This is a genomic window from Streptomyces sp. NBC_01268 (assembly GCF_036240795.1).
Lineage (GTDB): Bacteria > Actinomycetota > Actinomycetes > Streptomycetales > Streptomycetaceae > Streptomyces.
On the sequence record NZ_CP108454.1, the window covers coordinates 3,949,192 to 3,975,821 of the forward strand.

Genomic DNA, 26,630 nt, shown 5'->3' on the forward strand with positions numbered 1-26,630 from the left:
CCGCCCGGGCCCCGGCCGCCCACCCCGTAACGCCCCGCCCCGGGAGGCCCTGGACCTCCCCGGCGCCCCGGAACTCTCAGAAGGCCCTGGAAGCCCCCATGTCGAGAACAACCCTGCGCAACCTCCTGGCCCACAAGGCCCGGCTGGCCATGACCGTCCTGGCCGTCTGTCTGGGGGTCGCGTTCGTCAGCGGCACCCTCGTCTTCGCGGACACCACCGCCGCCGCCCAGCGCGCCGCCTCGTCGAAGAGCTTCGCCGGGACCGCCGTCACCGTCACCGAGAAGGCGCCCGGGCCCGGTGCCCAGGACGGGCCGCCGGTGAGCCCGCTCGACGACGCGCTCGCCGCGAAGCTGTCCCGGGTGCCCGGCGTCGCCGCCGTACGCCCCTCGGTCGACGGCCTGGCGACCCTGAACGCGGCGGACGGCACTCCGCTGCGCGCCGGGCGCGCCTGGTCGAACCTGGCCGCCGCGTACGTCCCCGGCGCGGACGGCGAGGACAGCCGCCACCCGCTGACCGAAGGCCGCGCCCCCGCCCGCGCGGGCGAGATCGCCGTCGACGGCCGCACCGCAACGGCCGGCGGACTCCGCGTCGGCGACACGGTCACCCTGGCCACGGACGGCCCGGTCATGACCGCACGGCTGGTCGGCCTCGTCACCACCGACGACACCCGGGTCACGGCCGGCGGCACCCTCGTCCTGTTCGACGAGGCCACCGCGCAGAAGCTGTTCTCGACCCCGGGCCACTACACCGGCATCGACCTGTCCGCCGCGCCCGGCACCGACGCGTACGAACTCGCCGAACGGGTCACGGCCGTCCTCCCCGCCGACCGCGCCGAGGCCACCACGGGCCAGGCCCAGGCGGCCCAGCAGGCCGTCCTGGTCAACACGCTGACCCGCGGCTACCAGAAGATCCCGATGGTCTTCGCCGGGGTCTCGCTCGTCATCGGCTCCTTCCTCATCGTCAACACCTTCACCATGGCCGTGGCCCGGCGGGCCCGGGAGACCGCCCTGCTCCGGGCGATCGGCGCCTCCCGCCGCCAGGTGTCCCGCGCCGTCCTCCTGGAGGCGGTCGTGGTCGGTCTCGCCGCCTCGGCGGCCGGGTTCCTGCTCGGTCTCGGGATCGCGGCGGCCCTGCCCCACGTCCTCGGCGCCGACGGGAACGCGCTGCCCACCGGCCCCCTGGAGATCGGCCCGCGCTCGGTCGCGGCGGCGCTCGGCGTGGGGGTCGGCGTCACCGTCCTCGCCGCCTGGCTGCCCGCCCGCCGGGCGGCCGCGACCGCGCCCGTCGAGGCGATGCGCACGGCCGAACAGCCGCCCGCGGTCCAGCGGTTCCGGCTGCGCGGCGCCGTCGGTCTCGGCCTCCTCGTGCTGAGCGTCACCTGGCTGGTCTCGCTCAGCGGCGCGCGGGACGCCTCCGAGGAGAACCTGCGGGACGCGATGACCGGCTGCGGTCTGCTCGTCGCCGCCCTGATCGCGCTCGCGCCGCCGCTCGCGTCGCCGGTGATCCGGCTGACCGGACGGCTGACCGGCCGCCTCGGCGTCCCCGGCCGCCTCGCCCGCGAGAACGCCCTGCGCGACCCGCGCCGCACCGCCGCCACCGCCGCCACCCTGCTCCTCAGCACCGGCCTCGTCACCGGGCTCGCCGTCATCGGGCACTCCACCGGTCAGGCCCTCGACCGCCAGGCGGCGGCCGGTCTCGGCGCGGACTACGTCGTCGGCACCCGCTCCACCATGACGGGCATCGACCCCGGTGCCGTACGACGGCTGGCCGGCACCGACGGAGTGCGTACCGCCGCCGCGATCACGGACTCCACCCTGTTCACGGGCGGGGGCGTACGGGAGATCTCCGGCGTCGACCCCGCCACCGTCCGCGACACCATGAAGCTCGACTTCGTCTCCGGCTCCGTCGCGGAACTGGCGCCCGGCCGGATCGCCCTGTCCAGCAGCCTCGCCCGGGAGCGCGGGGTGACGACCGGCGGAGTGCTCGACGTGCGCCTCGGACGGGCGGGCGAGTCCACCCGGTACGAGATCGTGGGCGTCTACAAGGACAACCCGGTCGCCCGCGACGCGCTCGGTTTCCGCGCCGAGGTCGCGGAGCACAGCTTCCTGCCCGGCTCGGTCCAGCGCGTCCTGCTGCGCACCGACGGCACGGGCAGCAGGGCGCTGGAGACCCGGCTGCGGACCGCCGTCGGCAACAACCCGCTGCTGAAGGTGCAGGACCGGGACCAGCTCGTCCGGGAGTCCGCGGGCACCATGGGCGACCTGCTGGACGTGATGTACGGGATGCTCGGCATCGGCGTCGTCATCAGCGGGATCGGCATCGTCAACACCCTCGCCATGTCGGTCGCCGAACGCACCCGGGAGATCGGCGCGCTGCGGGCACTCGGCATGGACCGCGCGGGCGTCCGCCGCATGATCCGCCTGGAGGCGCTGACGGTGGCGGGCTTCGGCACCCTCCTCGGCCTGGCGGGCGGCCTGTTCGGCGCGTGGGCGGTGGGCTCCCTCGCCAACGGCGCGATCGAGGAGTACACCCTCGTCCCGCCCTGGGGAACCCTCGTCCTCGTCTGCCTCCTCTCCCTCGCCGTCGGCACCCTCGCCGCCGCCGTCCCGGCCCGCCGGGCAGCGGCGCTGAGTCCACTGGAGGCGGTCGCGGACGTCTGACGGGACCGACGGCGGTCCTCCCGGCGATCCGCAGGGCCGCCCCGGCGAGCAACAGGGCTCAGGCCGGCGGGAAGACGACCGCGCCGAACGCCGCTCGGGAGGGCCGGGGACCTCGGACGGAGGGCGACGGCAGGCCGGGAGGTCAGGTGGGACGTCAGGTGGGGACGTCAGGTGAAGAGGAAGGCCGTTGCGGTGCTCGCGCCCAGGGTCGCGCCCGCGACCGTCTGGGCGACCGTGTGGTAGGTCAGGGCCACGCGGGACCAGCAGACGCCGATCGTGAGCGTGTAGGCGAGCAGCCACCACGGCGAGTGGACCGCGGCCAGCAGGGCCACCACCGCCGAGGCCACGGCGGAGTCCACCGAGATCTTCCACACGGTGTTGACCGCGAGGAGGCCGATCGTCATCACCCACAGGGCGAGCATCGCGACCAGGATGGGCGTCGGCGCCCCGCCGAGGAGCATGAGCACCGAACCGGTGCCGAGGGAGCCGAGGATGACGAAGAAGATCGGCGCCCGCTGGGTGCGGTCGACGACGTGGCGGTCGCCCCAGGTGCCGCGCTTGCGCTCCCACTCGATGTAGCCGGCCGGGACCAGTCCCGCGCACAGGGCCCCGAGGAGGCCCCACAGCAGGCCGGTCCAGTGGCCGGCCGCGGCGAAGCCGATGCCGAGCATGCCCGCGAGGAGGACGTTGCGGGGCTGCAGGACGTCGGTGACGACGCGGGCCGTGGTGGTCAGGGACGTAGCGGCGGGGCCGGCCCCGGTGTCCTCGGTGCGGGTCACGCGCGGGCCTCCAGACCGGCGGCCCGGAGGACCCCGCGACTGCGCTGGTCCGGGATCGACTTGTACGCGGCGGCCACCCGTACGAGCCAGGCGACCTCGCCGTCCTGGTCGGTGGCGTGCTTCGTCTCGAAGGCGGCGGCCTTCCCGGCGGGGGTGCCGTCGGCCTTGGCGACCAGGGCCGCCTTGATCCAGTAGGCGTCGGCGAGCGCGTCGGCCTTCCCGGGGGCCGCGTCCTCCCCCGCCGCGGCGTCCTTGGCGGCGGTCAGCAGGCTGTCGGGGACGTAGTGGCGCAGCTTCTCGACCGCGTCGGCGATGTCGGCGGCCCAGCGGTCGACGCGCAGGTCCGCGGGGGTGTCGAAGCGGGTCAGCTCGCGGCCGAGCGAGGCCGGCGGGGCGAAGGGCTGGTCGGGGAAGGCGGTCATGAGCTCGCGCCACAGGGGGTGCAGGTTGACCTGGGCCCGCCACAGTCGGGCGCGGCGCCAGCCCTTGCTGAAGGCGGGGAGCGAGGCGCCCAGCGCGAAGAAGGTGAAGAGGACCAACTGGGCGGCCTCGGTGGCCTCGTCGAAGGCCAGCGCGAAGCTCTCGCTGGGCCGGTCGACGACGCTGATCCAGAGGAAGAGGGTGCGGCTGAGGGTGTAGCCGACGCCGATGAACATCGCGAAGGTCATCATGCCGAGGCCGACCCGGAGGTGGAGCAGCTTGGCGTCGGCCGTGGCGAGGGCCCACTGGTAGGCGCAGACGGCGGACGCGGCGCCCAAGTACAGGTAGAAGACGCTCATGTAGAGCGTGGCGCCCCACTGGCCGGCGTGTTCGGCGACGAACCGGTCCGCGGGCACCGAGCGGTCCACCACCGTGAAGAAGAGCGCGGTGAGGAGGACGAGGGTGACCACGGAGGCCTTGGCGGCCACCTGCTGGATGAAGCGCGCGAAGCGGACGTGGCGGGGGACCGGGCCGCCCTCGGGGAAGTGCCCGTAGATGGCGACGATGTAGCTGAGGATGGCGAGGATCGCGATGGTGGACGTGTAGTGCTTGATCAGCACCGCGAGGTCCACGACGGGGCTGTTGTTGAGGCCTATGCGGACGACCTGCGTCTTGGTCCACAGGGCGACGGCGAAGCCCGCGTAGCAGCCCCACAGGGCGCGGCGGCGCTTGTCCTCCTCGTCGCCCCAGAGTGCGGCCGGCATGCGCCACAGGGCGACGGCGGTCATCAGACCGGCGATGAGGTAGCCGGCGAGGTCGAGCGCGGTCACGTGAGTTCCTCGGGAAGGGGGCTGGGGGACGGGCGACGGGTGACGGGCGGCCGGTCAGGGCGGACGCGTCACGGCGCGGCGCGGCGGAAGAAGCCGCGCCGGCGGTGGGCCACCGGTCTGGAGAGCGAGTTGGCGAGGCGGCCGACCATGTCGTCACTGGTCACGTCCCGGGCCATGCGGGGGATGAGGGAGGCGCCGAACTCGGCGATCCGCTCGTCGTGGGTGTCGTACTGCGCGCGGGCCTGGACCGTGTCGGAGGAGAGCACCCGCTTGATGAGCGAGGTGTCGAAGACCGGCAGCAGCTGCCGCAGTCGGTCGGCGTCCAGGCTGGTGCCGTGGTCGAACCACTCGTGGCACAGCTCGTGCAGGATCACGTGCTGGGTCTGGTACGCGGTGGGGCGGCGCCGGTAGAGCACGTAGCTGGTGGTACCGGACTTCAGGCGCAGGCCGCAGGCCGCGTTGACGCGTGCCAGTCGTTCGGGCAGCTCCTGGAGGACGATGGTCCGGCCGCGGGCCGCCTCCATGTTCGCCACCAGGCCCTCGATGGTGAAGGGGGCGGGGATGGGAAGGTCAGCCAGCCCGGCTTCGCACTCTTTGCGCAGTTCACGCAGGGACATTGAGGCCTCTTGGTCGTCGTCACGCGTGTGTGACATGCGGTCGGCGAGTTTAGCCAACGCGGCTTGCCGACAGAGAGGCGCGTGCGCTAACTCCCGGGTCTCCCGTCCTCTGCGGCGGGGTCCGGGTGCTGCTCGGCCTTGGTGTCCGCGAGCAGGGAGAGGGCGAACTCCAGCAGTTCGGCCGGGAGTCCGTCGTCGTCGACGCCGCGGCCGGCGACGCCGCTGATCTCGCCGGTGCGCCGCTTGGCGAGGAACCGGAGCCCGGCGACGACGTCGCCGACGACCTCCGACTCCTCCTTGAAGAACCGCCAGTCCACGCCGAAGCCCAGTCCGAGTGCCTTGAGGATCTCCTCGGAGGGCTGGGTGACCTTCCCGGCCAGGATGTTGGAGAAGTAGCTGTGGGAGAGGGAGCCGCCGCGCTCCTTGACCAGCTCGGCGAAGGTCCGCCCGGACACCTTCTGGCCGGGGAAGGTCTTCTCCAGCATGTACTCGACCTTCTGCCGCAACGACTGCAGCTCAGGCACGTGTTCGTCGCCGATGTCCATCCCGGTTACCTACGTTCGCATCCTGCACCGGCGCAAGTGCCGGGCTTGCGTAAACACTCTACGTCACTGTTAACTGCAAAAAACACGGCCAGGGCACCACAGGGGAGTGCCCTGGCCGTGCACCACGCCCGCGCGCCGCCCGGCCGGACCCGCCGCCCGGCACCGCCTAGAGGTGTAGCCCTTCGCGACGGGGGATGCGCGAAGGGCTACCCGTGCAGTATGCCAGCCCCTCGGGGGCCGCTCCACAGGGCGCCCGGCCCTCTCGGGCCCCGGCCGAACCCCCGCCGGATCAGGGCCGGATCAGCGCCGCAGGTGGCGGGAGGCGGCCAGGCAGGAGGCGAGCCAGCTCGCCTCGGCGCGGTCGATGATCAGGCCCTCGACGGTGATCAGGCCGTCCAGCACGCCGTCCGGGAGGCCGGCCCCCGTGCCGCCGACCCGGATCGAGTGGTCGCCCACGCGGTACAGCTGCCAGTCCATGTCGCTGTGCCAGAGGCGGGCGGTCCTCTCGCCGCGGCGCTGGGCGAACACGAGCTCCTCGCCGTGTTCGTTGAGGAAGTAGCCGGTGTAGTCCTCGCTCCTGATGTCACCGCCGCACAGGCCTGCCAGGTGCCGCTCGATCGTGGAAGGGGTGTCGGTCACGGCCGCTCCTCGGTGCGCCGGGCCGCCGAGAGCGTCAGCATGCGCTCCGCCGACTCCAGCAGCATCCCGTACGTGATCACTTCGATCCTCGTCTGGTGCGCGTCGTACGTGCGCAGGGTCTCCGCGAGCTCCTGGGGCGTGATGTCCGCCGGCAGGTATCCCGGATGCCCGATCACCACCGTCGCCGAGGCCCGGCGGGTGTCCACGCCGTGCTCCTTCAGGATGGCCTCGCGGTTCTCGTCCAGGGTCCTGAGGTAGTTCTGGGCCTGGGACACCGCCCAGTGCACCTGCGCGCCCAGCATCAGGTGACCGCCACGCCGGAGGACCAGGGGCGTGACGGCGGCCCGCTTGAGCTCCACCACGTGCAGGGAGCCGTCGCCGCGCAGCAGCGGGATGTCGAGGACCGCGTCCGGCGCGTACCTGCGGCGGGCCAGCTCCGACACGTACGCGCCGCCGAAGATCCACTCCTGGTCCTTGAGGCGGGCGTGCAGGGCTCCCTCCGAGCTGTCCGGGTCCTCCACGACGGCCCGCAGGGCCGCGAGGCCCGCCCGCCGGGCCCTCAGCTCCAGCATCTGGGCCAGCAGCCCCGCGTCGGCGTCCGCCAGCAGGTCGCCCACCCGCCGCGCCGCCTCGGCGGAGGCGGGGCGCGGGAGGTCCCGCAGGACCAGCTCCATGTGCCCGAACTGCTGCAGCGAGCTCCGCTCCTGCGCGGACAGCCGGATGCCGCCTCCTCCCGCGCCTCCTCCCGCGCCTTCTCCCGCGCCTTCTCCCGCGCCCTCGCCCCCGCCGTCGCTCACGTGCTCCGAGGACAGGGCCAGCCCCCGGAACAGGTCCCTCGCGTCCGCCGCCGTCGCCTCCGGATCGTCGCGGCACAGCTCGTCCAGCACGGCCACCGCCCGCTCGGCCCCCAGCTCCAGCAGCCTGCGCATGTACGCCTCGCCGCGTCGGCGCGCCCGCTCGTCGTACTTCGCCTCGAGCACCGTCAGGAACATCTCGCCGCCCGCGTACGCCGCGAAGTCCTGGAAGCGCCGCGCGAGCGCGAAGTCCTGGCACAGCAGGGCCTCTTGCGCCGCGTCCTCCAGGGCGTTCACCAACGGGCGGCCCTTGCCGTACGTCGCCGCGCCCCGGGCCCGGCCGCCCATGACCCGCAGCACCTCGTCGACGCGCGCCCGCACGGTCGGCTCCGCCGTCAGCTCACGGGAGGTCTCCACCAACTGCTGGAGGGTGAAGCTGGATCGGAAGGTCCTCATGCCGCGACTCTAGGGGCGACCACTGACAGCGGGGTCCGGCCGGATCCGCACGCGCCCGCCGCCCGCAGCTCTTGATCATTCCGGGGATTCCCGTCCAAAGGGGCGGAAGTGCAGGGAACCCGGGCTCCTCTCTCCCCGTCTCCCCCCACGGGAAGAAGTCCGGCGTCCGCGGTCAGAGTGACACCAGGCGGACCTCGCTCGTTTAACGGCCAGACGGTTCACAGGATCCGCACACTGGGGGCGAACGATGAAGGTCCCGGCACAGCCAACGGTCTCCGTTGTCCTGCCTGTCTACAACGCGATGCCCTACCTCCGGCTGACGCTCCATTCGATCGAGCAGCAGACCGTGGGCCTGGACGCCCTGGAGGTCGTCGCCGTGAACGACGGCAGCACCGACGGCAGCGGCGAGGTGCTCGACGCCTGGGCCGCCCGGCATCCGGGGCGGGTGAAGGTCGTGCACCAGGAGGCCTCCGGCGGCCCGAGCCGGCCGCGGAACGTCGGGCTCGACCACGCCACCGGCCGGTACGTGTTCTTCGTGGACGGCGACGACTGCCTCGGCCCCGAGGCGCTGGAGCGGCTCGTCGCCATGGCCGAGCGCAACGGCTCCGACACCGTGCTCGCCAAGCTGGTCGGGGTCGGACGGCGGGTGCCCAAGCAGGTGTTCGCGAAGAACGTCGACCGGGCCGACCTGTCCAAGGGCGACGTCTACTACACCCTCATGCCGTTCAAGCTGTTCCGCCGCGAGGTCATCGAGAAGCACGGCCTCCGCTTCCCCGAGCACATGCGGATCAGCGAGGACCAGCACTTCGTCGCCCGCGCCTACCTGCACAGCAAGGTCATCTCGATCGTCGGCGACTACGACTGCTACTACGTCGTCAAACGCGGCGACGACGGCAACATCACCGCCGACGGCATCGAGTTCGGCACCGCCCTGCGGCAGGCCGCCGAGATGGTCGAGCTGGTGAAGGGGATGACCGGGCCCGGACCGCTGCGCGACCACCTCGTCGGGCGGCACGTCAACGTCGAGATGATCCGCCGCTTCGGCCAGGGCTTCCTCGACGCCGGCGCCGACGAGCGCAAGCAGCTCGTCGAGCTCGCCCGGCCGCACGCCCGGGAGTGGATCGGGCCCGGCGTCCTCGCCCGGATGCCCGTCCACGAGAAGCTGATCGCGCACTGCCTGCGCGAAGGGCTCGTCGACGAACTCGCCGCCGTCGTCCGCTGGCAGCTCGCCGGCCGGCCCGGCAAGGCGCTCGTCCGGGACGGGCGGGTGTACGCCGCCCCGCCCTACCCGCCGGCCGACTCCCCCGCGTACGGGGAGCTGTGCGACATCACCGGCCAGACGCTCGGCGCCAGCCCGCGCCGCCGGGTCGACCGGCTCGCCTGGCGCGGCACCGTGCTCGAACTCTCCGGGTACGCCTATCTCGACCAGGTCGACACCGACGACCTGGTCACCGAGGTCGTCCTGCGGCACACCACCAGCGGCCGCGAGCTCGCCGTCACCGCCGAGCAGACCCCCTCGCCGCACCTCACGGTCAGCCGCGGCAGGGAGACGTACGACTACGGGCGGGCCTGCTTCCGTGCCTCCGTCGACCTGGCCGGCGCCGACGGCGGCGGGCCGCTCCCCAAGGGCGACTGGCAGCTCTCCCTGCGCTGCACCGCGCACGGACTGACCGCCCGCGGCGCCCTCGGCAACGCCCTGGGCGGCAAGGTCAGCAAGCGGGCCGACGAGCACGCCGTCACCCTGCCCGGCACGTCCAAGCGGCTGCACACCGTACGGGTCGGGCCCAGCGACGGCGAGCTGGTGCTGCGGCTGCGGCCCGCGCACTCCGCCGTCTCCGCGTACGCCGCCAGCTTCGGCTGGAAGGCGGCGCGGGCCGTGCGCGCGCGGATCAACTGGAAGTGAGCGGGGTCCCCTCGTCGCCGGGACCGCCCCGTCCCACGGTCGGGCCGCCCCCGCCTTCCGCCGGGCCCCGGGGATCCGCCGGGACGGACGGACCTGACGGACCCGACGGACCCGAGGGACCCGACGGACCCGACGGACCCGAGGAGCCCGAGGGGCCCGACGGACCGGCCGGGTCCACCGGTCGGGCGGGCTCCTTCGGCGCCTCCGCCAGGAACTCCGTCACCGCGAAGGCGAAGAGCAGGGCGAGCGCCAGGCCGACCACCACCCAGCCCGTGGGGTACGACCAGAGCACGTACGTCAGCACGGCCGCCGCCACCAGCACCCAGACGATCCACCGGCGGTGGCGGCCGACGAACGGGCCCACCGGGCCGGTGCGGAAGCCCGCGTGGTCGGCGGTCGTACGGGCCGCGCCGATGCCCGAGTGCCACACGCCCCGCACCAGCGTGGCGTACTTCCCGGGGCCGGAGAGCCAGGCGGCGAGCGCGACGACCACGCCGAGGACGGCGACCATCCGCACCGAGGTGCGCAGGTAGCGGATCAGGATGTCGTAGACGGAGCCCGCGGCGGCCGGGGAGACGCCGTTGGGCAGGGCGTTGAGATAGACCGTGCGGAACACGGTCAGGCCGATCCCGAGGACCAGCGCCCCGGCGACGACGCCGAGGGCCGCGGCGACCAGGCTGCGACGCCGGTGGGTGGCGAGCAGGACGCCTCCCGCGATGAGCACGACGGCGATCACCGGCAGCCAGAAGCCCATCTTCTGCAGGAGCGCGAAGCCGGTCTTCACCTTCCCGATGTCGTCGGCCTGGACGAGGGTGAAGTCGGTGTGGACCTCGGGGATCTTCCCCGCCACGGTCAGACCGGAGTCGACCAGCCGCTGTTTGACCTGGTCGACGACGGGCGCGAGGTCCAGGGTCACCGTGTTCTGCTCGATCTTCACGGCGCCCTCGTCGCTGCCGGTGAGGGCCCGGTCGAGGGAGGTGTGGACGGCGCGGTTGGCCTCGTCCCAGATGTTCTGGAAGGTGCCGGAGGCCACGATCTCCTGCGTCTTCTCGTGGACGAAGCTGCCGACCGCGCCTTCGAGGGAGTCGCCCAGCTTGCCCAGGGCCTTCTCCAGGACCGGGCGCTGCTCGGGGGCGACGCCTTCGAGGAGGTCGCCGAGGTCGATGTGCTCCATGACCACGTTGGTGACGCGGGTGGCGACGGCGGCCTGGACGTCGGCGTCGCTCGCCAGCGGGGCGACCGTGGACACGTACCGGTTCGTGTCGCCGAGCAGGTCGGCCGTCCAGGCCGCGACCAGGCTCAGCGGGGCCAGGACGCAGCCGATGACGATGAGGAGCGCCGAGAAGAAGGCGCGCACCCGGTGGTGGGCGGGGGCAGGTGGGCGCGCCACCGCCTCCGCCTCCAGGGCGGCCACCCGGGCCCTCAGCGCAGCGAGTTCGTCGTCACCACCGGTAGTCATGCCGCCTCCGGAGTCGTTCCGGCGCACGGCGAGACGCCGCGGCCGATCATCCCGATTGTGTGCGGTGCGCGAAGGTCTGTCGCTTCGAGCGCGGCCATTTGGGATCATGCGGTCCATGCCGTCCACGCCGAACACGTCGTCCCCGTTGTCTTCGTCGTCCCCGTTGTCCCCGACGTCCCCGTCGTCAGAACCGGCCGCACCGGCGACACCGGCGACGCCTGCGACGCCGGCCGCGAAGCTGCGCTGCGCGATCCTCGACGACTTCCAGGGCGTCGCCCTGTCCTGTGCCGACTGGAGCACGCTCGACGCCCGGGTCGAGGTCCGTGTCCTGCGGGAGCACCTCACCGACCGCGACGCGCTCGTCGCCGCCGTCGAGGACTGCGAGATCCTCGTGGTGATGCGCGAGCGGACCCCGCTCGACGCCGCCCTCCTGGAGCGGCTGCCCCGGCTGCGGCTGATCGTCACCTCGGGCCTGCGCAACGTCTCGATCGACGTCGCCGCCGCCCGCGCCCGCGGCGTCACCGTCTGCGGCACCGCCAGCGGCTCCGAGCCGCCCACCGAGTTGACCTGGGCTCTGATCCTGGGCCTGGCCCGGCAGGTGCACACGGAGAGCCGGGCGATGCGCGAGGGCGGGCCGTGGCAGTCGACGCTCGGCCTCGACCTGTCCGGGCGCACCCTGGGTCTGGTGGGCCTCGGCAAGATCGGCGGCCGGGTGGCGCGGATCGGCCTCGCGTTCGGCATGGACGTGGTCGCCTGGAGCCCGCACCTGACCGACGAGCGGGCCGCCGAGCACGGGGTGCGGCGGGCGGAGAGCCTGCCCGCCCTGCTGGCCGGCAGCGACGTCGTCTCCCTGCACATGGTGCTCTCCGACCGCACCCGCGGCCTGCTCGGGGAGGCGGAACTGCGGGCGATGCGCCCGGGCGCGTACCTGGTCAACACCTCCCGCGCGGGCCTGGTCGACGGGGCGGCGCTGCTGGCCGCGCTGCGCGAGGGCCGGATCGCGGGGGCCGGGCTCGACGTGTACGAGACGGAGCCGCTGCCCGCCGACGACCCGCTGCGGACCCTGCCGAACGTGCTCGCGCTGCCGCACCTCGGGTACGTGACGGAGGCCAACTACGCGCGCTACTTCGGGCAGGCCGTCGAGGACATCGAGGCGTTCCTGGCGGGGGCTCCGGTCCGCGAGCTGGACTGACCGCCCGGACGCGCCGGACACGGGTCGGCCCCGTACCCCTGCGAGAGGGGTACGGGGCCGATGACCGTGCACGGGAGGTACGGGGTGTACCCGCCGTACGGTGGCGGCTCAGGCGACCGGGGCCGGCTGCGCCACCTGTGCCGGGGCGGGACGCGGGGCGAGGAGCCGCTCCGCGAGCAGGCCGAAGGCGAGCCCGAAGACCACCCACAGACCGGCCTGGATGCCCAGGGTCGCGAGCCGGAACTCCCACAGCACGGCGGCCGGGAAGGACGCCTGCACCGAGTCCCCGTTGCCGGGCAGGAACAGGCACGCGACGGCGATCGCGGCGACGAAGCCCGCGCCCGCCAGGACGGTGGCGTTCCAGTTGCCGAGGCACGGGGCGAGCCGGCGGCCCGCGACGATCGCCGCGACGCCGAGCAGCACGCTCAGCAGGATCATCAGGAAGAACAGGGTGGTGCGCTGCCCGATGGTGTCCGGATTGCCGACGGCCGGCGGGGTCGCCGGGTACTTCAGGAACGGCACCAGATAGACCGTGGTGAAGGCGGCCGCCGCGACGAGCGCCGCGGTCGCCTTCGGGGTGAAACGGCCCACCCGGCCCAGGACGAAACAGAACGCCAGCGAGGCGATGCCGCCGAGGGCGACCCCGTAGACGAGGACGCCGGTGGCGAGACCCGCCGTGGACTGGAGGTCCCGGCTGACGATCTCCTCCTCTTCGGCGGGGGCCGCGGCCTGCCCATGGCCCGCGCCATGGCTGTGGGCTGCCGCGTGCTCCGCCTTGGCGGCGGCCTCCTCGACGGCGATCGAGGCGTTGACGGACGGTTCACCCGCGACGTAGGCGACGCCGAAGGCGAACAGTCCGGCGATCAGGCCCGCGAGCATGCCGCGGACCAGGAGCCGCCCCACGAGCGAACCCGTGGGGGCGGCGGGGGACTGAGCGGGGGATGGAGCGGTGGATGACATGTGCGCGGTTGCCCCTCAGTGGCAGGGGAAGCCGAGCAGGTGGCGCCCGTCGTGCACCCACTCGTGCACGTCGCTGCCCGCGAACAGGGACGTGGCGCCCTGCTCGGCACCGACGAAGTAGAGCGCGACGAGCATCAGGATCCCGGCGAACGCCGCCCACGGGAGCACCGCGCGGACCGGCAGGGAAACCGGAACGGCGATGGACGGGGTGGACGTGACGGCGGGCGACGCGATGGCCTCGGCCATGGTGGAACCTCCTCGGGAACTCGCGTCCCATACGGTGGTGCGCGACGACGGTCGTCGGGTCTGACTCACCCGTCCCGGGAACGCCGGGGCGGGCTCACAGTGGCGCGACCGTGCCGGACTTGCACCGGACTTCCGTCTCGCCGTCGTCGTTCTGTGGAATTGACGCCTGACCGTACCGCGCCCGTCACTCCGCGCCAAGGGCGCCCGGGAGGCGGGCCGATGAATTGAGGGATGAATCACCCATGACCGTGCGCCCCCTGTCCGTACGGCTCACGCTGGTCTCCCCGGCGATGACGGCCGCCCTGCGCGAGGCCCGGTTCGACGACAGCGGGCCGGTCGAGGCGGTGGCCGCGGGCCCGTTGGCGCTTCCTGCGGGGGCCCGGGTCGTCGCCTCGCCCTCCGGGCGGTGCCGGGCGACGGCCGAGGCCCTGGGCCTCGACCCCGCCTCGGTGCGGGCGGAGCCCGCTCTCGCGGGCTGCGCGATGGGCCGCTGGCGGGGACGCCGGCTCGACGAACTGACGGCGGTGGAACCGGAGTCGGTGGCGGCCTGGCTCGCCGACCCCGACGCGGCCCCGCACGGCGGCGAGTCCCTGCGGGAGCTGCGCGTACGGGTCGCCGCCTGGCTGGACGCGCTGGAGCCGGGACCCGTCCACGCCTTCGCCGAACCGGACGTCGTCCGCGCGGCCGTCGCCCACGCGCTCGGGGCGCCCGACTCCGCGTTCTGGCGCCTGGACGTGCGCCCGCTGCACGCGGTGGAGCTGTCGGGGCGGACGGGGCGGTGGAACGTGCGGCTGGGGGCGCCGGTCGCCTGAGCCGCGACGCCGGCCTCCGCCGACCGCGCCGGCCCCTCCCCGTCAGCCGAGGGAGGCGCGCGCGAGGTCCAGGAACTCCGCGTCGGTGAGCCCCAGTCGGCGGGCCTCGGCGGCCAGTTCGCGGAGCCGGTCGACGAGTTGGGCGCGGCCCGGTGCGGCGGCGCCCGGCACGATGACGGCGCCGCGCCCGCGACGGAGCTCGATCAGCCCCTCCTCGCGCAGCTGTTGGTAGCCGCGCAGCACGGTGTGCACGTTGACCCCGAGGGAGTCGGCGAGCTCCCGCGCGGCGGGCAGTCGCTCGCCGGGCCGGGCGCTGCCGTCGGCGAGAGCGCCCCGGACGCAGCCGGCGATCTGGTCGCCGAGGGGGACGGAGGAGGCGGGATCCACCCGGAACAGCACGGTCAGTCCTTTCGGGGGGCGGGGCGGCCGGGGGCGGGGGTGCCGGTGGCCGGAGTGCCGGTGGCGGGGGTGGCGGGGGTGCCGTTGGCCGGAGTGCCGGTGGCAGGGGTGCCGCGTCCGCTCGCGGCGCGTTCCACGAGTGCGTTGAGCAGGCCCGCGGCCGTCGTCGCGTCGTCGACGGTGACGACGAACTCCCGACCGTCGCGGCGCCGTACGGCGAGTGCCCGGCCGGAGCGCAGGATCACGCCGGACGCCGCGGGCCGGACCCGGTAGCCCCAGCCGCCGAACTCGGCGACCGGTTCGACGTCCCGGGTCGTCGCGCCGGTGATGTCGTCGAGCGGCACCCGCAGCCGGGGCCGGGCCACGAGGGCGGGCCGGACGGTCAGGCCGCGCCGGTCGGCGTGCACCCGGACCCGGCTCAGCGCGGTGCCGGGCAGGCCGACGGCCAGCGGGATCAGCGCGTACGGCCAGGCGGCGAAGAAGGGTACGACGAGCGCGGCGAGCAGGAAGGCGGCGCCGAGCAGGATCATCGGGAGCGAGCCCGTGGTCCGCGCCCAGCCCGCGAGCTCCCCGGCCGCGAGGTCGAGCCGGGGCGCGTCGGCGGGCACGGACACCTCCCGCGCGGGCTCCGCCGGGACGAGCCGGGTGAGCGCCCACCCGGCGGCGGCGGCGAGGGCGCCGATCGCCAGGGCCACGGTCAGCACGGCGATCCGCAGGCGCGCCTCGGCCGGGTCGGTGACGTCCAGGTTGGCGCGCAGTTGCAGCGCGAGCAGCCCGCCGGTGAACCCGGCGGTGGCCCAGGCGCCCCACAGCACCCGGCGCCGGACGAAGAGGGCCCAGCCGACGCCGAGGGCGAGCAGCAGGGCCGAGCTGACGGCGAGGTACCCGCCGACGGCGGTGAAGCCGTCGGCGCGTCCGTCGGCGCCGAAGTGGGTGGCGAGGCGGTCGGGCAGCCGGTCGCGCCAGAGCGCGCACAGCAGCGGGCCGACGGCGAGGGCGAGCAGGAACGGCAGTGCGGCGAGCAGCCGCAGCCGGGTGGCGGCACGGTTCACAGGATCCTCCCCTGGCTCCCATGGATGGTTCTCCTGGGTTCCACTGAGTTCTACTTGTTCGCACTCTACTAGAACAAGCAGCTCTCGCGGCGACCTGTGAGCTCCGGATGCGGGCCGTGACGTACGGGCGGCGGTGTGGGACGGTGGGCGCATGCCGGTACCCGTGATCCTCGACTGCGATCCCGGACACGACGACGCCTTCAACATCCTGCTCGCCGCGGCCCATCCGGCCGTCGACCTGCTCGCCATCACCACCGTGGCGGGCAACCAGACGGTGGAGAAGACCACGCTCAACGCGCGCCGGGTGTGCTCCGTGGCCGGGATCCACGGCGTCCCGATCGCGGCCGGCCGGGACCGCCCGCTGCACGCCGGGCCGTACGGCGCGCCGCGCGTCGCCGAGCACATCCACGGCGACTCGGGGCTCGACGGGCCCGGCTTCGGCGAGGGCGAGCCGCCCGTGCCGCAGGACCCGCGCGACGCCCTCGCGCTGACCCGGGACATCCTGCTCGCCCACCCCGAACTGGCCGCCAGGATCGAGCGGATCGTGCTGATGGGCGGGTCGACGGGGCGCGGCAACACCACGCCGGCGGCCGAGTTCAACATCCTCTGCGACCCGGAGGCGGCGGACCTCGTCTTCCGCAGCGGGATCCCGCTGACCATGTTCGGCCTGAACGTCACCCACCAGGTCCGGGCCACCCCCGAGGTGCTCTCGCGACTCGCCGGGCTCGGCACCCCGCTCGGGCGCCTGTGCGTCGAGCTCCTGACGTACTTCGCCGCGACCTACCGCGAGGTGTACGGCTTCGACGCGCCGCCGCTGCACGACCCGCTGACCGTGGCCCACCTGATCGACCCCTCACTGGTCAGCCTGGTGCGGGCGCCGGTGGCGGTCGAGCTGGCCGGCACGTACACGCGCGGGGCGACGGTGATCGACCTGGACGGGGTGACCGGCCTCCCGGCCAACGCCGAGGTCGGCATCGAGGCGGACGCGGACCGCTTCTGGGACCTGATCGTGGACGCGGTGCGGGTGCTGGGGGAGCGGTCCGGGGCGACACCCCCGAGGTAACGAGACGCAGCGTCTTGCCTGAAGCGGCATCGCCGCGTACGGTGAGCGCATCGAGATTGCGAGACGGACCGTCTCGTCTCGCAATCGCGATCGGATCGCACGCCGTCGCCCCACCCGTGATCCGCCCCCTGTCGTCCAGCCCCGGGAGGCCGCCCTTGTTCCGTGCCCACCTCACCGACGTCACCAAGCGCTACGACACCCGGCTCGTCCTCGACCGGGTCTCCCTCTCCGTCCGCGCCGGCGAACGGGTCGGCGTCGTCGGCGACAACGGCTCCGGCAAGTCCACGCTCCTGCGGCTGCTCGCCGGCCTGGAGCACGCTGACACCGGCACCGTCACCGTCGAGGCGCCCGGGGGCCTCGGTCACCTCGCGCACTACCCGGGCACCCTGGTGGTCGTCAGCCACGACCGGCGCCTGCGGAACGGCTTTAGGGGGCGGCGGGTGGAGCTGGAGCCGTGGGTCAGCGCCGTGACGTCTTCTTCCTGACGCTGCCCGAGGTCCCGCCCCCCGGCCGGTACGGCTTCGCCGAGCGCCCGCCGACGCCCGGGGTGATCCGGACCTCCGGCGGGGCCGCGGACGGGGACCCGGCCGGAACCTCCGACCCTGCCCCGGTGGCCGAGGGCGTCGGGGGCGCCGTGGTGGTGGGCTGCCCGGCGGTCGGCGACGAGCTCTTCGGGGCGGGCGGCTTCGGCGGCACGGCGCCGCTCCCTCCGCCCGAACAGGCCCCCAGGGCCAGGCCGAGACCCAGCACCACGGCCGTCGTCACCACTGCGCGGGCCCGCACGCCCACCACCCCACCCCAGCCGGATTCCCGATCCGCACGCACGTGCGGATCGGGATCGTAACTCAGGCCTCGCCCGCGCCTTCCTCGAGATCGCCCTCGGTCTCCAGGAACACCTGCCGCAGCGCGGCCAGCGTCTCCGGGTCCGGCTTCTCCCACATGCCGCGGGACTCGGCCTCCAGGAGACGCTCGGCGATGCCGTGCAGCGCCCACGGGTTGGCCTCCTTCAGGAAGGCCTGGTTCTCCGGGTCGAGGACGTACGCCTCGGTCAGCTTGTCGTACATCCAGTCGGCGACCACGCCCGTCGTGGCGTCGTAGCCGAAGAGGTAGTCGACCGTCGCCGCCAGCTCGAACGCGCCCTTGTAGCCGTGCCGGCGCATCGCCTCGATCCAGCGCGGGTTGACCACGCGGGCGCGGAACACCCGGGAGGTCTCCTCGACCAGTGTGCGGGTGCGGACCGTCTCCGGGCGGGTGGAGTCGCCGATGTACGCCTCGGGCGCCGTGCCCTTCAGCGCGCGGACGGTCGCCACCATGCCGCCGTGGTACTGGAAGTAGTCGTCGGAGTCCGCGATGTCGTGCTCGCGCGTGTCCGTGTTCTTCGCCGCGACCGCGATCCGCTTGTACGCCGTCTCCATCTCGGCCCGCGCCGGGCGCCCTTCGAGCCCCCGGCCGTACGCGTAACCGCCCCACACGGTGTACACCTCGGCCAGGTCGGCGTCGGTGCGCCAGTCGCGCGAGTCGATCAGCTGGAGCAGACCCGCGCCGTACGTGCCGGGGCGGGAGCCGAAGATACGGGTGGTGGCGCGCCGCTCGTCGCCGTGCTCCGCCAGGTCCGCCTGGGCGTGCGCCCGCACGTAGTTGTCCGCGGCGGCCTCGTCGAGACCCGCGACCAGCCGTACGGCGTCGTCGAGCAGCCCGATGACGTGCGGGAACGCGTCCCGGAAGAAGCCGGAGATGCGCAGCGTCACATCGATGCGGGGCCGGCCCAGCTCGGCGAGCGGGATGGGCTCCAGGCCGTTCACGCGGCGCGAGGCGTCGTCCCAGAGCGGGCGGACGCCCAGCAGGGCGAGCGCCTCGGCGACGTCGTCGCCCGCGGTGCGCATCGCGCTCGTGCCCCACAGGGACAGGCCCACCGAGGTCGGCCACTCGCCGTTGTCCGTGCGGTAGCGCTCCAGGAGCGAGTCGGCGAGCGCCTGGCCGGTCTCCCACGCGAGGCGGGACGGCACGGCCTTCGGGTCGACCGAGTAGAAGTTGCGGCCGGTCGGCAGCACGTTGACCAGGCCGCGCAGCGGCGAGCCCGAGGGCCCGGCCGGGACGAAGCCGCCGTTCAACGCGTGGACCGCGTGCGTGAGTTCGTCGGTGGTGCCGGCCAGGCGCGGGACGACCTGCTCGCAGGCGAAGCGCAGCACCGCGTGCACCTCGGCGCCGTACGCGCCGGCCACGGAGCCGATCGCGTCCACGGACCAGTCCGCCGCCTCCATGCCCTCGACCAGCTCGCGGGCCTTCGCCTCCGCCTCGTCGGCGGTGGTGCGCGTCGCCGCCGACTCGTCCAGGCCGAGCGCCTCGCGCAGGCCCGGCAGCGCCTGCGTGCCGCCCCAGATCTGCCGGGCCCGCAGGATCGACAGGACCAGGTTCACCCGGGCCTCGCCGACCGGGGCGCCGCCCAGGACGTGCAGACCGTCACGGATCTGCGCGTCCTTGACCTCGCACAGCCAGCCGTCGACGTGCAGCAGGAAGTCGTCGAAGCCGTCGTCCTCCGGCCGGTCCTCCAGGCCCAGGTCGTGGTCCAGCTTCGCCGCCTGGATCAGCGTCCAGATCTGCGCGCGGATCGCCGGCAGCTTCGCCGGGTCCATGCTGCTGATCTGCGCGTACTCGTCGAGCAGCTGCTCCAGGCGCGCGATGTCGCCGTACGAGTCGGCGCGGGCCATCGGCGGCACCAGGTGGTCGACGAGCGTGGCGTGCACGCGCCGCTTGGCCTGGGTGCCCTCGCCCGGGTCGTTGACCAGGAACGGGTAGACCAGCGGCAGGTCGCCGAGCGCGGCGTCCGGGCCGCAGGCGGCGGACAGGCCGGCGTTCTTGCCGGGCAGCCACTCCAGGTTGCCGTGCTTGCCCAGGTGCACCATCGCGTCCGCGCCGAAACCCCCGTCCTCGGCGCGGGCGGCGATCCAGCGGTAGGCCGCCAGGTAGTGGTGCGACGGCGGCAGGTCCGGGTCGTGGTAGATCGCGATCGGGTTCTCGCCGAAGCCGCGCGGCGGCTGGATGAGGACCAGCAGGTTCCCGCGGCGCAGCGCGGCCAGCACGATGTCGCCCTCGGGGTTGCGGGAGCGGTCCAGGAACATCTCGCCCGGGGCCGGGCCCCAGTGCTCCTCGACCTGCTCGCGCAGCTCCGCCGGGAGTTCGGCGTACCAGCGCTTGTAGTCGGCGGCCGGGATGCGGACCGGGTTGCGGGCCAGCTGCTCCTCGGTGAGCCAGTCCTGGTCGTGGCCGCCGGCCTCGATCAGGGCGTAGATCAGCTCGTCGCCGTCGCCGGAGACCAGGCCGGGGATGTCCTCGACCGGGCCGAAGTCGTAGCCCTCGGCGATGAGCCGGCGCAGCAGCGCCACGGCGGAGGCCGGGGTGTCGAGGCCGACGGCGTTGCCGATGCGGGAGTGCTTCGTCGGGTACGCGGAGAGGACGAGCGCCAGCTTCTTCTCGCCGTTCGCGATGTGCCGCAGACGGGCGTGCCGGACGGCGATGCCGGCGACGCGGGCGGAGCGCTCGGCGTCCGCCACGTACGCGGGCAGCCCGTCCTCGTCGATCTCCTTGAAGGAGAACGGGACGGTGATGAGCCGGCCGTCGAACTCCGGGACGGCGACCTGGCTGGCCGCGTCCAGCGGCGACAGGCCCTCGTCGTTCTCCTCCCACGCGGCGCGCGAGCCCGTCAGGCACAGCGCCTGCAGGATCGGCACGTCCAGGGCGGCGAGCGCGCCCGCGTCCCAGGCCTCCTCGTCGCCGCCCGCCTGCGCCTCGGCCGGCTTGGTGCCGCCCGCCGCGAGGACCGTCGTGACGATCGCGTCGGCCCCGCGCAGCTCGTCGAGGAGCTCGGGCTCCGGGGCCCGGAGCGAGGCCACGTACAGGGCCTTCGCCCGGGCGCCCTGCCGCTCGATCGCGTCGCAGAGGGTGCCGACGAAGGCGGTGTTGCCGCTCATGTGGTGGGCGCGGTAGTAGAGCACGGCGACGGTGGGGGCGCCCTCGGGCGTGTCCCCCGCGGTCCGCTCCAGCGGGCCCCAGGTCGGCGCGGGGGCCGGCGGCTCGAAGCCGTGGCCGGTCAGCAGCACGGTGTCGGAGAGGAAGCGGGCCAGCTGGCCGAGGTTGCCCGGGCCGCCGTGCGCCAGGTAGGCGTGCGCCTCGGTGGCGACGCCGACCGGGACGGTCGAGGCCTCCATCAGCTGGGCGTCGGGAGCCTGTTCGCCGCTCAGCACCACCACGGGCTTCCCGGCGGCCAGGACCGTGTCGAGGCCCTCCTCCCAGGAGCGCAGGCCGCCGAGGAGGCGGACGACGACGAGTTCGGCGCCGTCGAGGAGGGCGGGGAGGTCGGCCAGCGGCAGCCGGGCCGGGTTGGCGTACCGGTACTCCACCGGGCCTTCGGCGGCGTTCGCCGCGCGGGCGCTGAGCAGGTCGGTGTCGGAGTGCGACAGCAGCAGGAGCATGGCGAGCTCAGGGCCTTCCTCGGGGTTGTCCGCGCCCCGGGTGGTCGTATGGACGGCGGGAGTTCCTGACTCACCGCCCCGAAACTCCGGACCGGCTCACAGTGGCGGGACCGCGCCGGATTCTCACCGGGCTTCCTCCCCGGGGTCCTGGGACCCCATGCCGTCTGCATCCTAGATCGTGAGCGGGCGCGGCGGGGGAGAGCCGGGGGTCGGGCGGATCACACCGGGGGACCGGGCCCCGGTCACGGCGGCCCCGGGCCCCGGTCGTGGCCGGCTCCGGCCCCGGTCGTGGCTGGTTCTCGGCAGGTGGGAGCGGATCCCGCCGTGGGTATGCTCGCCGCCATGTCGGCCACCCCACGCACCTCGCCCGAACCGGGCGAACCTCTCATACGGGACCGCGGCGACGCCTGTCCGGGTGCGCTGCGACTGCACGCGGCGGACGACGGGCGGCTCGCCCGACTCCGGCTGCCCGGCGGGCGTTTGACGGAGGCTCAGGTCCTGGCGCTGGCCGACGCGGCCGAGTCCCTCGGGGACGGCAGCATCAGCATCACCTCGCGCGGCAACGCGGAGCTCCGCGGGCTCGGCGAGGGCTGCGGCGCCGAGCTGGCCGCGCTGCTCGACCGGGCCGGGCTGCTGCCCTCGCCGAGCCACGAACGGGTCCGCAACATCGTCGTCTCTCCGGCCGCCGGACTGGACGGACTCGGCGGCGCCGAGCCGCAGTTGTGGGCACGGGAACTGGACGCGCTGCTGTGCGCGGAGGCGTGGACCGCGGCGCTCTCCGGACGCTTCCTGTTCGTCCTGGACGACGGGCGGGGCGACGTCGCGGGGCTCGGCGGGGATGTGACCTTGCTCGCAGAAGGGCCTCCCGCGGGCGGGGACGTCCGCGCCCAGCTGCGCCTCGGCCCCCAGGCCTTCCGGGTCGCCGCGACCGACGCCCCGCGCGCCGCGCTCGCCGCCGCCGACGCCTTCCTGCGGGCCGCCGAGACCGCCGGGACGGGCGCCTGGCGGGTGCGGGAACTGCCCGAGGGGTGCGTGCCCGACCTGGCGGCCGCCCTGGCGCGCGCCGGACTCGCCGCGGAGCCCGTCCCCCACCCCGTACCGCCGCTGCCCCAAGGGGACCCGCCCGTCCCGGGGCCGCTGGGCGCGGACGCCCTGTACGTCCTCGCGCCGCTCGGCCGGCTGACCGCCGTCCAACTGCGGGCGCTGCTGCCGGCCCGCGAGGTGCGGTTCACGCCCTGGCGCGGTGCGGTGGTCGCCGCGCCGCCCGGCCGGCTCGCCGCGCTCACGGAGCTCGCCGCGTACGGCCTGATCACCCGGCCCGACGCCCCCGGCACCGGCGTCGGGGCCTGCACCGGGCGGCCCGGCTGCGCCAAGTCCCTCGCCGACGTGCGGCGGGACGCGGCCCTCGCCCCGCACGGGCGGCTGCCCGTCCACTTCTCCGGGTGCGCACGCCGCTGCGGGCACCCGCACGGCGCCTGGGTCGACGTCCTCGCCACCGAGGACGGCGGCTACCTGGTCGACGGCGTCCCCACCCTCCGTACCTCCCTGTCCGAAGCGGTCGCGGCGGCCCGCGGCCCGGCGACCCCCACGAGATGAGCGAGAGCAACAGGATGTTCGAGTACGAGAAGGACGGCGCGGAGATCTACCGCCGCTCCTTTGCCACGATCCGCGCCGAGGCGGACCTCGCGGGCCTGCCCGCCGACGTCAGCCAGGTCGCCGTGCGGATGATCCACGCCTGCGGCATGACCGACCTCGTGCGGGACATCGCCCACTCCCCCGGCGTCGTCGCCTCGGCGCGTGCCGCCCTGCGTGCGGGCGCGCCGATCCTGTGCGACGCCCAGATGGTCGCCAGCGGGGTCACCCGCAAGCGGCTGCCCGCCGACAACGACGTGGTCTGCACGCTGTCCGACCCGTCGGTGCCCGCGCTCGCCGCCGAGCTGGGCACCACCCGGTCGGCCGCCGCGATGGAGCTGTGGCGGGACCGCCTGGAGGGCTCGGTCGTCGCGATCGGCAACGCGCCGACGGCGCTCTTCCACCTCCTGGAGATGATCGCGAAGGGGGCGGGCCGGCCCGCCGCCGTGCTCGGCATCCCGGTCGGCTTCATCGGCGCCGCCGAGTCCAAGGACGCGCTGGCCGCCAACGACCTCGGCCTGGAGTACCTGGTCGTACGGGGCCGGCGGGGCGGCAGCGCCATGACCGCGGCGGCGCTCAACGCCCTCGCGCACGAAGCGGAGATCCAGCAGTGACCGGAAAGCTGTACGGGGTCGGGCTCGGGCCCGGCGACCCGAACCTGATGACGGTGGCCGCGGTGAAGGCCATCGCCGGAGCCGACGTCATCGCCTACCACTCGGCCCGGCACGGGCGGTCCATCGCCCGCTCCATCGCCGCCGAGCACCTGCGCGAGGACCAGATCGAGGAGCGGCTGATGTACCCGCTCACGGTCGAGACCACCGACCACCCCGGCGGCTACCGGGGCGCGCTCGACGACTTCTACGAGGAGGCCGCGGCCCGGCTCGCCGCCCACCTCGACGCGGGCCGCACGGTCGCCGTCCTCGCCGAGGGCGACCCGCTGTTCTACGGCTCGTACCAGCACATGCACAAGCGGCTCGCGCACCGCTACGACACCACCGTCATCCCCGGCGTCACCTCCGTCAGCGCCGCCGCGGCCCGCCTCGGGGAGCCGCTGTGCGAGGCCGAGGAGGTGCTGACGATCGTCCCCGGCACGCTGCCGGAGGACGAGCTGACGGCCCGCCTGGCGGGCACGGACTCGGCGGTCGTCATGAAGCTGGGCCGCACCTTCCCCACCGTCCGGCGCGCCCTGGAGCGGGCCGGCCGCCTGGAGGACGCCCGTTACGTGGAGCGGGCGTTCATGAAGGGCGAGCGGACCGGGCGCCTCGACGAGGTGGACCCGGAGTCGGTCCCGTACTTCTCGGTGGCCGTGCTGCCCTCCCGCATCGACGCCCAGCCGCCGGTACGGGAGCGGGGCGAGGTCGTCGTCGTCGGCACCGGCCCGGCCGGGGCGCCCTGGCTGACGCCCGAGTCGCGCGGCGCGCTCGTCAACGCCGACGTGCTCGTCGGCTACACCACCTACCTCGACCGGGTGCCGGTGCTGCGCGCCGGGCAGATCCGGCACGGCTCGGACAACAAGGTCGAGTCGGAGCGGGCCGAGTTCGCCCTCGACCTGGCCCGGCGCGGCCGGCGGGTCGCGGTCGTCTCCGGCGGCGACCCGGGCGTGTTCGCCATGGCGACGGCCGTCCTGGAGGTGGCGTCGGAGGAGCGGTACGCCGACGTGCCCGTCCGCGTCCTGCCCGGCGTGACCGCCGCGAACGCGGCCGCCGCCGCCGCGGGCGCGCCGCTCGGCCACGACTACGCGACGATCTCCCTCTCCGACCGCCTCAAGCCCTGGGAGGTCATCTCCCGGCGCCTGCGGTCCGCCGCCGAGGCCGACCTGGTCCTCGCGATCTACAACCCCGGCTCCCGGTCCCGCACCCACCAGGTCGCCGCCGCGCGCGAACTCCTCCTGGAACTCCGCTCGCCCGACACCCCGGTGGTCGTCGCCCGCGACGTCGGCGGCCCGGAGCAGTCGGTGCGGGTGCTGACCCTGAAGACCCTGGACCCGTCCGAGGTCGACATGCGCACCCTGCTCCTCGTCGGCTCCTCCCAGACGCGGGTCACGGAGCGGGGCGACGGGCGCACGATCGCGTGGACGCCGCGGCGGTACGGATAGGCGGACGCCACGAGGAGCGGTCCCCCCGGGGGAATCCGGGGGGACCGCCGGGCACTGCGGGTACTACCGGGTGAACGTCCCCAGACCCTCGTGGTCCAGGTACTCGACCGTGAAGGACGTGCCGTCGGGGGTGAAGGTGACGCCCGTGGGCCCGATGGCGTTCTCACCGGCGGTCTCGAAGCTGAACGTGTCGCCGTCGTAGTGCGTCAGGCGGTACGACTGGGGCTTCGGACCCAGGCGGAGCGTCAGGGTGCCGTCGGTGGCGGCGACGACCTCGGCCGGGCCGTAGTAGGAGTTGCGGTACGTGCCGGCGTAGGTGTCCGCGGCGTTGGCGGGCGCGGCGCCGGACGGCGGGTGCGCGTAGTCGGTGTCCGACCGGAGGGCGTCCGTCTGCTGCTGGTACACCTGCTGGATGAGCGGGATCCAGTCGCGGACGGGCTTGCCGTGCTCCGCGATGTCGAAGAAGTCGAGCGCGACGGCGTCGGCGACGCCGACCGGGGAGGCGTTGGTGAGGACGACGATGCCGAGCTGCTCGCCGGGCAGCATCGTGACGTTGGTGTGCGCGCCGAGTTCGAAGCCGCCGGTGTGCGACAGCCTGAGCCGACCCGCGTCGTCGTAACTCACGTTCCAGCCGAGGCCGTAGAAGCCCGTGCGGGCGGCCGGGGCGTGCGGCGGGTTGGAGATCGCCTCGGGCCAGTGGGTGCGCTGGAGGGCGTCGGCGGCGATGATCTGCCGGCCGTCCAGCTTGCCGTCGGCGAGCTGGAGCTTCACGAAGGTCGCCATGTCACGGGCGGACGAGCTGACGCCGCCGGCCGGGGACTGGGCGTCCGCGTTGCGCAGGTACTGCGCCTTCCAGGTGCCGTCGGCGGCCTTCGCGTGGCCGTAGGCGCGGTCGGGGGCGTTCACGAAGTCCCGGAAGCGGGAGCTGGTGTGGTCCATGCCGGCCGGCTTGTAGAGGACGTCGTCGGACAGCTTGTCCCAGGGCACGCCCTTCTCCTCCGCCACGGCCACCGCGGCGCCCGTCAGGCCGAAGTTGGTGTAGGCGTAGCTCGCCCGGAACGGGGTGAGGGGCTCGTAGCGCAGGTGGGACAGGATGTACTGCTGGTCGTAGCCGAGGTCTTCGAGGAGGTCCCCGGCGTGGTCGGGCAGGCCGCTGCGGTGCGAGAACAGGTCGGCGGCCGTCATGTGCGAGGTGACCCACGGGTCCTTGAGCTTGAAGTCCGGCACGTTCGGGGCGACGGGCTTCGTCCAGCCGTCGAGGCCGACGGCGCCGGCGACCACCGTGGAGGCGACCGGCTTCGAAACGGACGCGAGCTGGAAGACGGTGTCGGCGTCGACCGTGGCCTTCTCGCCGACCTTCCGCACGCCGTAGCCCTGGAGCTTGACCACCTTGCCGTCGTGGACGACGGCGACGGAGACGCCCGGGACACCGGTGCGTTTCATGGCGGACTGGACCACTCCGTCCAGCTGGTCGACGGCCCGCCGCACGTCCGCGTCGTCGAGCTGGGCCGGCGGCTGGGCGGGGGGCGGCGAGGGCCCCGGGGCCGTGGCACCCAGAAGCGCCGTAAGTCCCGCCGCGGCAAGCCATCGAACGGTGCTCATGCCTCC

22 protein-coding genes, 1 pseudogene and 1 riboswitch are annotated in these 26,630 nt (G+C 74.3%); of the genes and pseudogenes, 10 read left to right on the forward strand and 13 right to left on the reverse strand.

Annotated elements, in window-relative coordinates:
- Positions 1–98 precede the first annotated feature (98 nt).
- Positions 99–2,660, forward strand: a complete 2,562-nt coding sequence (locus OG309_RS17505) for an ABC transporter permease (protein ID WP_329421959.1) — start codon at positions 99–101, stop codon at positions 2,658–2,660.
- A gap of 167 nt (positions 2,661–2,827) precedes the next feature.
- Here the strand turns inward: OG309_RS17505 and OG309_RS17510 are convergent, their stop codons facing one another.
- The 6 genes from OG309_RS17510 to OG309_RS17535 all read right to left on the reverse strand — a co-directional run bounded on the left by OG309_RS17510 (position 2,828) and on the right by OG309_RS17535 (position 7,740).
- Entirely contained in the window at positions 2,828–3,439 is a 612-nt protein-coding gene (locus tag OG309_RS17510) for a hypothetical protein (protein ID WP_329421962.1), read from the reverse strand.
- The gene (locus tag OG309_RS17515) at positions 3,436–4,689 is read right to left on the reverse strand and encodes an MAB_1171c family putative transporter (protein ID WP_329421964.1); all 1,254 of its coding nucleotides are present in this window, start codon (positions 4,687–4,689) and stop codon (positions 3,436–3,438) included. Before OG309_RS17515 ends, OG309_RS17510 begins: the two co-directional genes overlap by 4 nt.
- 68 nt (positions 4,690–4,757) lie before the next feature.
- The gene (locus OG309_RS17520) at positions 4,758–5,306 is read right to left on the reverse strand and encodes a toxin (protein ID WP_329421965.1); all 549 of its coding nucleotides are present in this window, start codon (positions 5,304–5,306) and stop codon (positions 4,758–4,760) included.
- Positions 5,307–5,392: 86 nt separating this feature from the next.
- A complete protein-coding gene (locus OG309_RS17525) occupies positions 5,393–5,851 on the reverse strand; it encodes a hypothetical protein (protein WP_329421968.1) in 459 nt (152 codons plus the stop codon).
- 300 nt (positions 5,852–6,151) lie between these two features.
- Positions 6,152–6,490 carry a hypothetical protein gene (locus OG309_RS17530; protein WP_329421969.1) on the reverse strand — a complete coding sequence of 113 codons (339 nt, stop codon included), beginning with the start codon at positions 6,488–6,490 and terminating at the stop codon, positions 6,152–6,154.
- Complete coding sequence (locus OG309_RS17535) at positions 6,487–7,740, reverse strand: Shedu anti-phage system protein SduA domain-containing protein (protein WP_329421971.1); 1,254 nt, start codon at positions 7,738–7,740, stop codon at positions 6,487–6,489. Before OG309_RS17535 ends, OG309_RS17530 begins: the two co-directional genes overlap by 4 nt.
- A gap of 247 nt (positions 7,741–7,987) precedes the next feature.
- On the opposite strand from OG309_RS17535, the gene OG309_RS17540 reads away from it, so the two are divergent.
- Complete coding sequence (locus OG309_RS17540) at positions 7,988–9,643, forward strand: glycosyltransferase family 2 protein (RefSeq protein ID WP_329421972.1); 1,656 nt, start codon at positions 7,988–7,990, stop codon at positions 9,641–9,643.
- On the opposite strand, the gene OG309_RS17545 is transcribed toward OG309_RS17540, so the two are convergent.
- On the reverse strand, positions 9,630–11,102 hold the full coding sequence (locus OG309_RS17545) for a hypothetical protein (RefSeq protein WP_329421975.1): 1,473 nt from the start codon (positions 11,100–11,102) through the stop codon (positions 9,630–9,632). The two genes, OG309_RS17540 and OG309_RS17545, sit on opposite strands and share 14 nt — an antisense overlap.
- 250 nt (positions 11,103–11,352) lie before the next feature.
- On the opposite strand from OG309_RS17545, the gene OG309_RS17550 reads away from it, so the two are divergent.
- Positions 11,353–12,294: a D-2-hydroxyacid dehydrogenase family protein gene (locus OG309_RS17550; protein ID WP_329428390.1), complete on the forward strand. Its 942-nt coding sequence runs from the start codon at positions 11,353–11,355 to the stop codon at positions 12,292–12,294.
- A gap of 108 nt (positions 12,295–12,402) precedes the next feature.
- On the opposite strand, the gene OG309_RS17555 is transcribed toward OG309_RS17550, so the two are convergent.
- Together OG309_RS17555 and OG309_RS17560 are read right to left on the reverse strand one after the other, a co-directional pair.
- Positions 12,403–13,254, reverse strand: coding sequence for a CbtA family protein (locus OG309_RS17555; RefSeq protein WP_329421976.1), 852 nt, complete (start codon positions 13,252–13,254; stop codon positions 12,403–12,405).
- Between the two features lie 15 nt (positions 13,255–13,269).
- A complete protein-coding gene (locus OG309_RS17560; protein WP_329421978.1) occupies positions 13,270–13,500 on the reverse strand; it encodes a CbtB domain-containing protein in 231 nt (76 codons plus the stop codon).
- Between the two features lie 257 nt (positions 13,501–13,757).
- On the opposite strand from OG309_RS17560, the gene OG309_RS17565 reads away from it, so the two are divergent.
- Positions 13,758–14,312, forward strand: a complete 555-nt coding sequence (locus OG309_RS17565; RefSeq protein WP_329428391.1) for a histidine phosphatase family protein — start codon at positions 13,758–13,760, stop codon at positions 14,310–14,312.
- 42 nt (positions 14,313–14,354) lie between these two features.
- On the opposite strand, the gene OG309_RS17570 is transcribed toward OG309_RS17565, so the two are convergent.
- Both OG309_RS17570 and OG309_RS17575 read right to left on the reverse strand, forming a co-directional pair.
- Entirely contained in the window at positions 14,355–14,711 is a 357-nt protein-coding gene (locus OG309_RS17570; protein WP_329421979.1) for a GntR family transcriptional regulator, read from the reverse strand.
- 2 nt (positions 14,712–14,713) lie between these two features.
- Complete coding sequence (locus tag OG309_RS17575; RefSeq protein WP_329421981.1) at positions 14,714–15,763, reverse strand: DUF1648 domain-containing protein; 1,050 nt, start codon at positions 15,761–15,763, stop codon at positions 14,714–14,716.
- A gap of 151 nt (positions 15,764–15,914) precedes the next feature.
- On the opposite strand from OG309_RS17575, the gene OG309_RS17580 reads away from it, so the two are divergent.
- The 3 genes and pseudogenes from OG309_RS17580 to OG309_RS17590 all read left to right on the forward strand — a co-directional run bounded on the left by OG309_RS17580 (position 15,915) and on the right by OG309_RS17590 (position 17,670).
- Positions 15,915–16,826 (forward strand): nucleoside hydrolase, encoded by a 912-nt coding sequence (locus OG309_RS17580; protein WP_329421982.1) that lies wholly within the window; start codon positions 15,915–15,917, stop codon positions 16,824–16,826.
- A gap of 155 nt (positions 16,827–16,981) precedes the next feature.
- A pseudogene (locus OG309_RS17585) lies at positions 16,982–17,197 on the forward strand (ATP-binding cassette domain-containing protein); the annotation flags it as partial.
- An 83-nt stretch (positions 17,198–17,280) separates the two neighbouring features.
- Entirely contained in the window at positions 17,281–17,670 is a 390-nt protein-coding gene (locus tag OG309_RS17590) for a hypothetical protein (protein ID WP_329421986.1), read from the forward strand.
- Position 17,671: 1 nt separating this feature from the next.
- On the opposite strand, the gene cobN is transcribed toward OG309_RS17590, so the two are convergent.
- Positions 17,672–21,295, reverse strand: coding sequence for a cobaltochelatase subunit CobN (gene cobN, locus OG309_RS17595; protein WP_329421987.1), 3,624 nt, complete (start codon positions 21,293–21,295; stop codon positions 17,672–17,674).
- 37 nt (positions 21,296–21,332) lie between these two features.
- Positions 21,333–21,475, reverse strand: a riboswitch (cobalamin riboswitch).
- A 162-nt stretch (positions 21,476–21,637) separates the two neighbouring features.
- Between cobN and OG309_RS17600 the strand changes: the two genes are divergently transcribed.
- From OG309_RS17600 to OG309_RS17610, 3 genes are read left to right on the forward strand one after another with little or no spacing between them, the layout of a single operon-like run.
- Positions 21,638–22,891, forward strand: coding sequence for a cobalamin biosynthesis protein CobG (locus tag OG309_RS17600; protein WP_329421988.1), 1,254 nt, complete (start codon positions 21,638–21,640; stop codon positions 22,889–22,891).
- Positions 22,888–23,541 (forward strand): precorrin-8X methylmutase, encoded by a 654-nt coding sequence (locus OG309_RS17605; RefSeq protein WP_329421990.1) that lies wholly within the window; start codon positions 22,888–22,890, stop codon positions 23,539–23,541. The genes OG309_RS17600 and OG309_RS17605 overlap by 4 nt, the downstream gene beginning before the upstream one ends.
- Complete coding sequence (locus OG309_RS17610; RefSeq protein ID WP_329421992.1) at positions 23,538–25,022, forward strand: precorrin-2 C(20)-methyltransferase; 1,485 nt, start codon at positions 23,538–23,540, stop codon at positions 25,020–25,022. Before OG309_RS17605 ends, OG309_RS17610 begins: the two co-directional genes overlap by 4 nt.
- A gap of 63 nt (positions 25,023–25,085) precedes the next feature.
- Here OG309_RS17610 and OG309_RS17615 read toward each other — a convergent pair whose 3' ends face one another.
- Complete coding sequence (locus OG309_RS17615) at positions 25,086–26,624, reverse strand: serine hydrolase (RefSeq protein ID WP_329421994.1); 1,539 nt, start codon at positions 26,622–26,624, stop codon at positions 25,086–25,088.
- Positions 26,625–26,630: the final 6 nt, after the last annotated feature.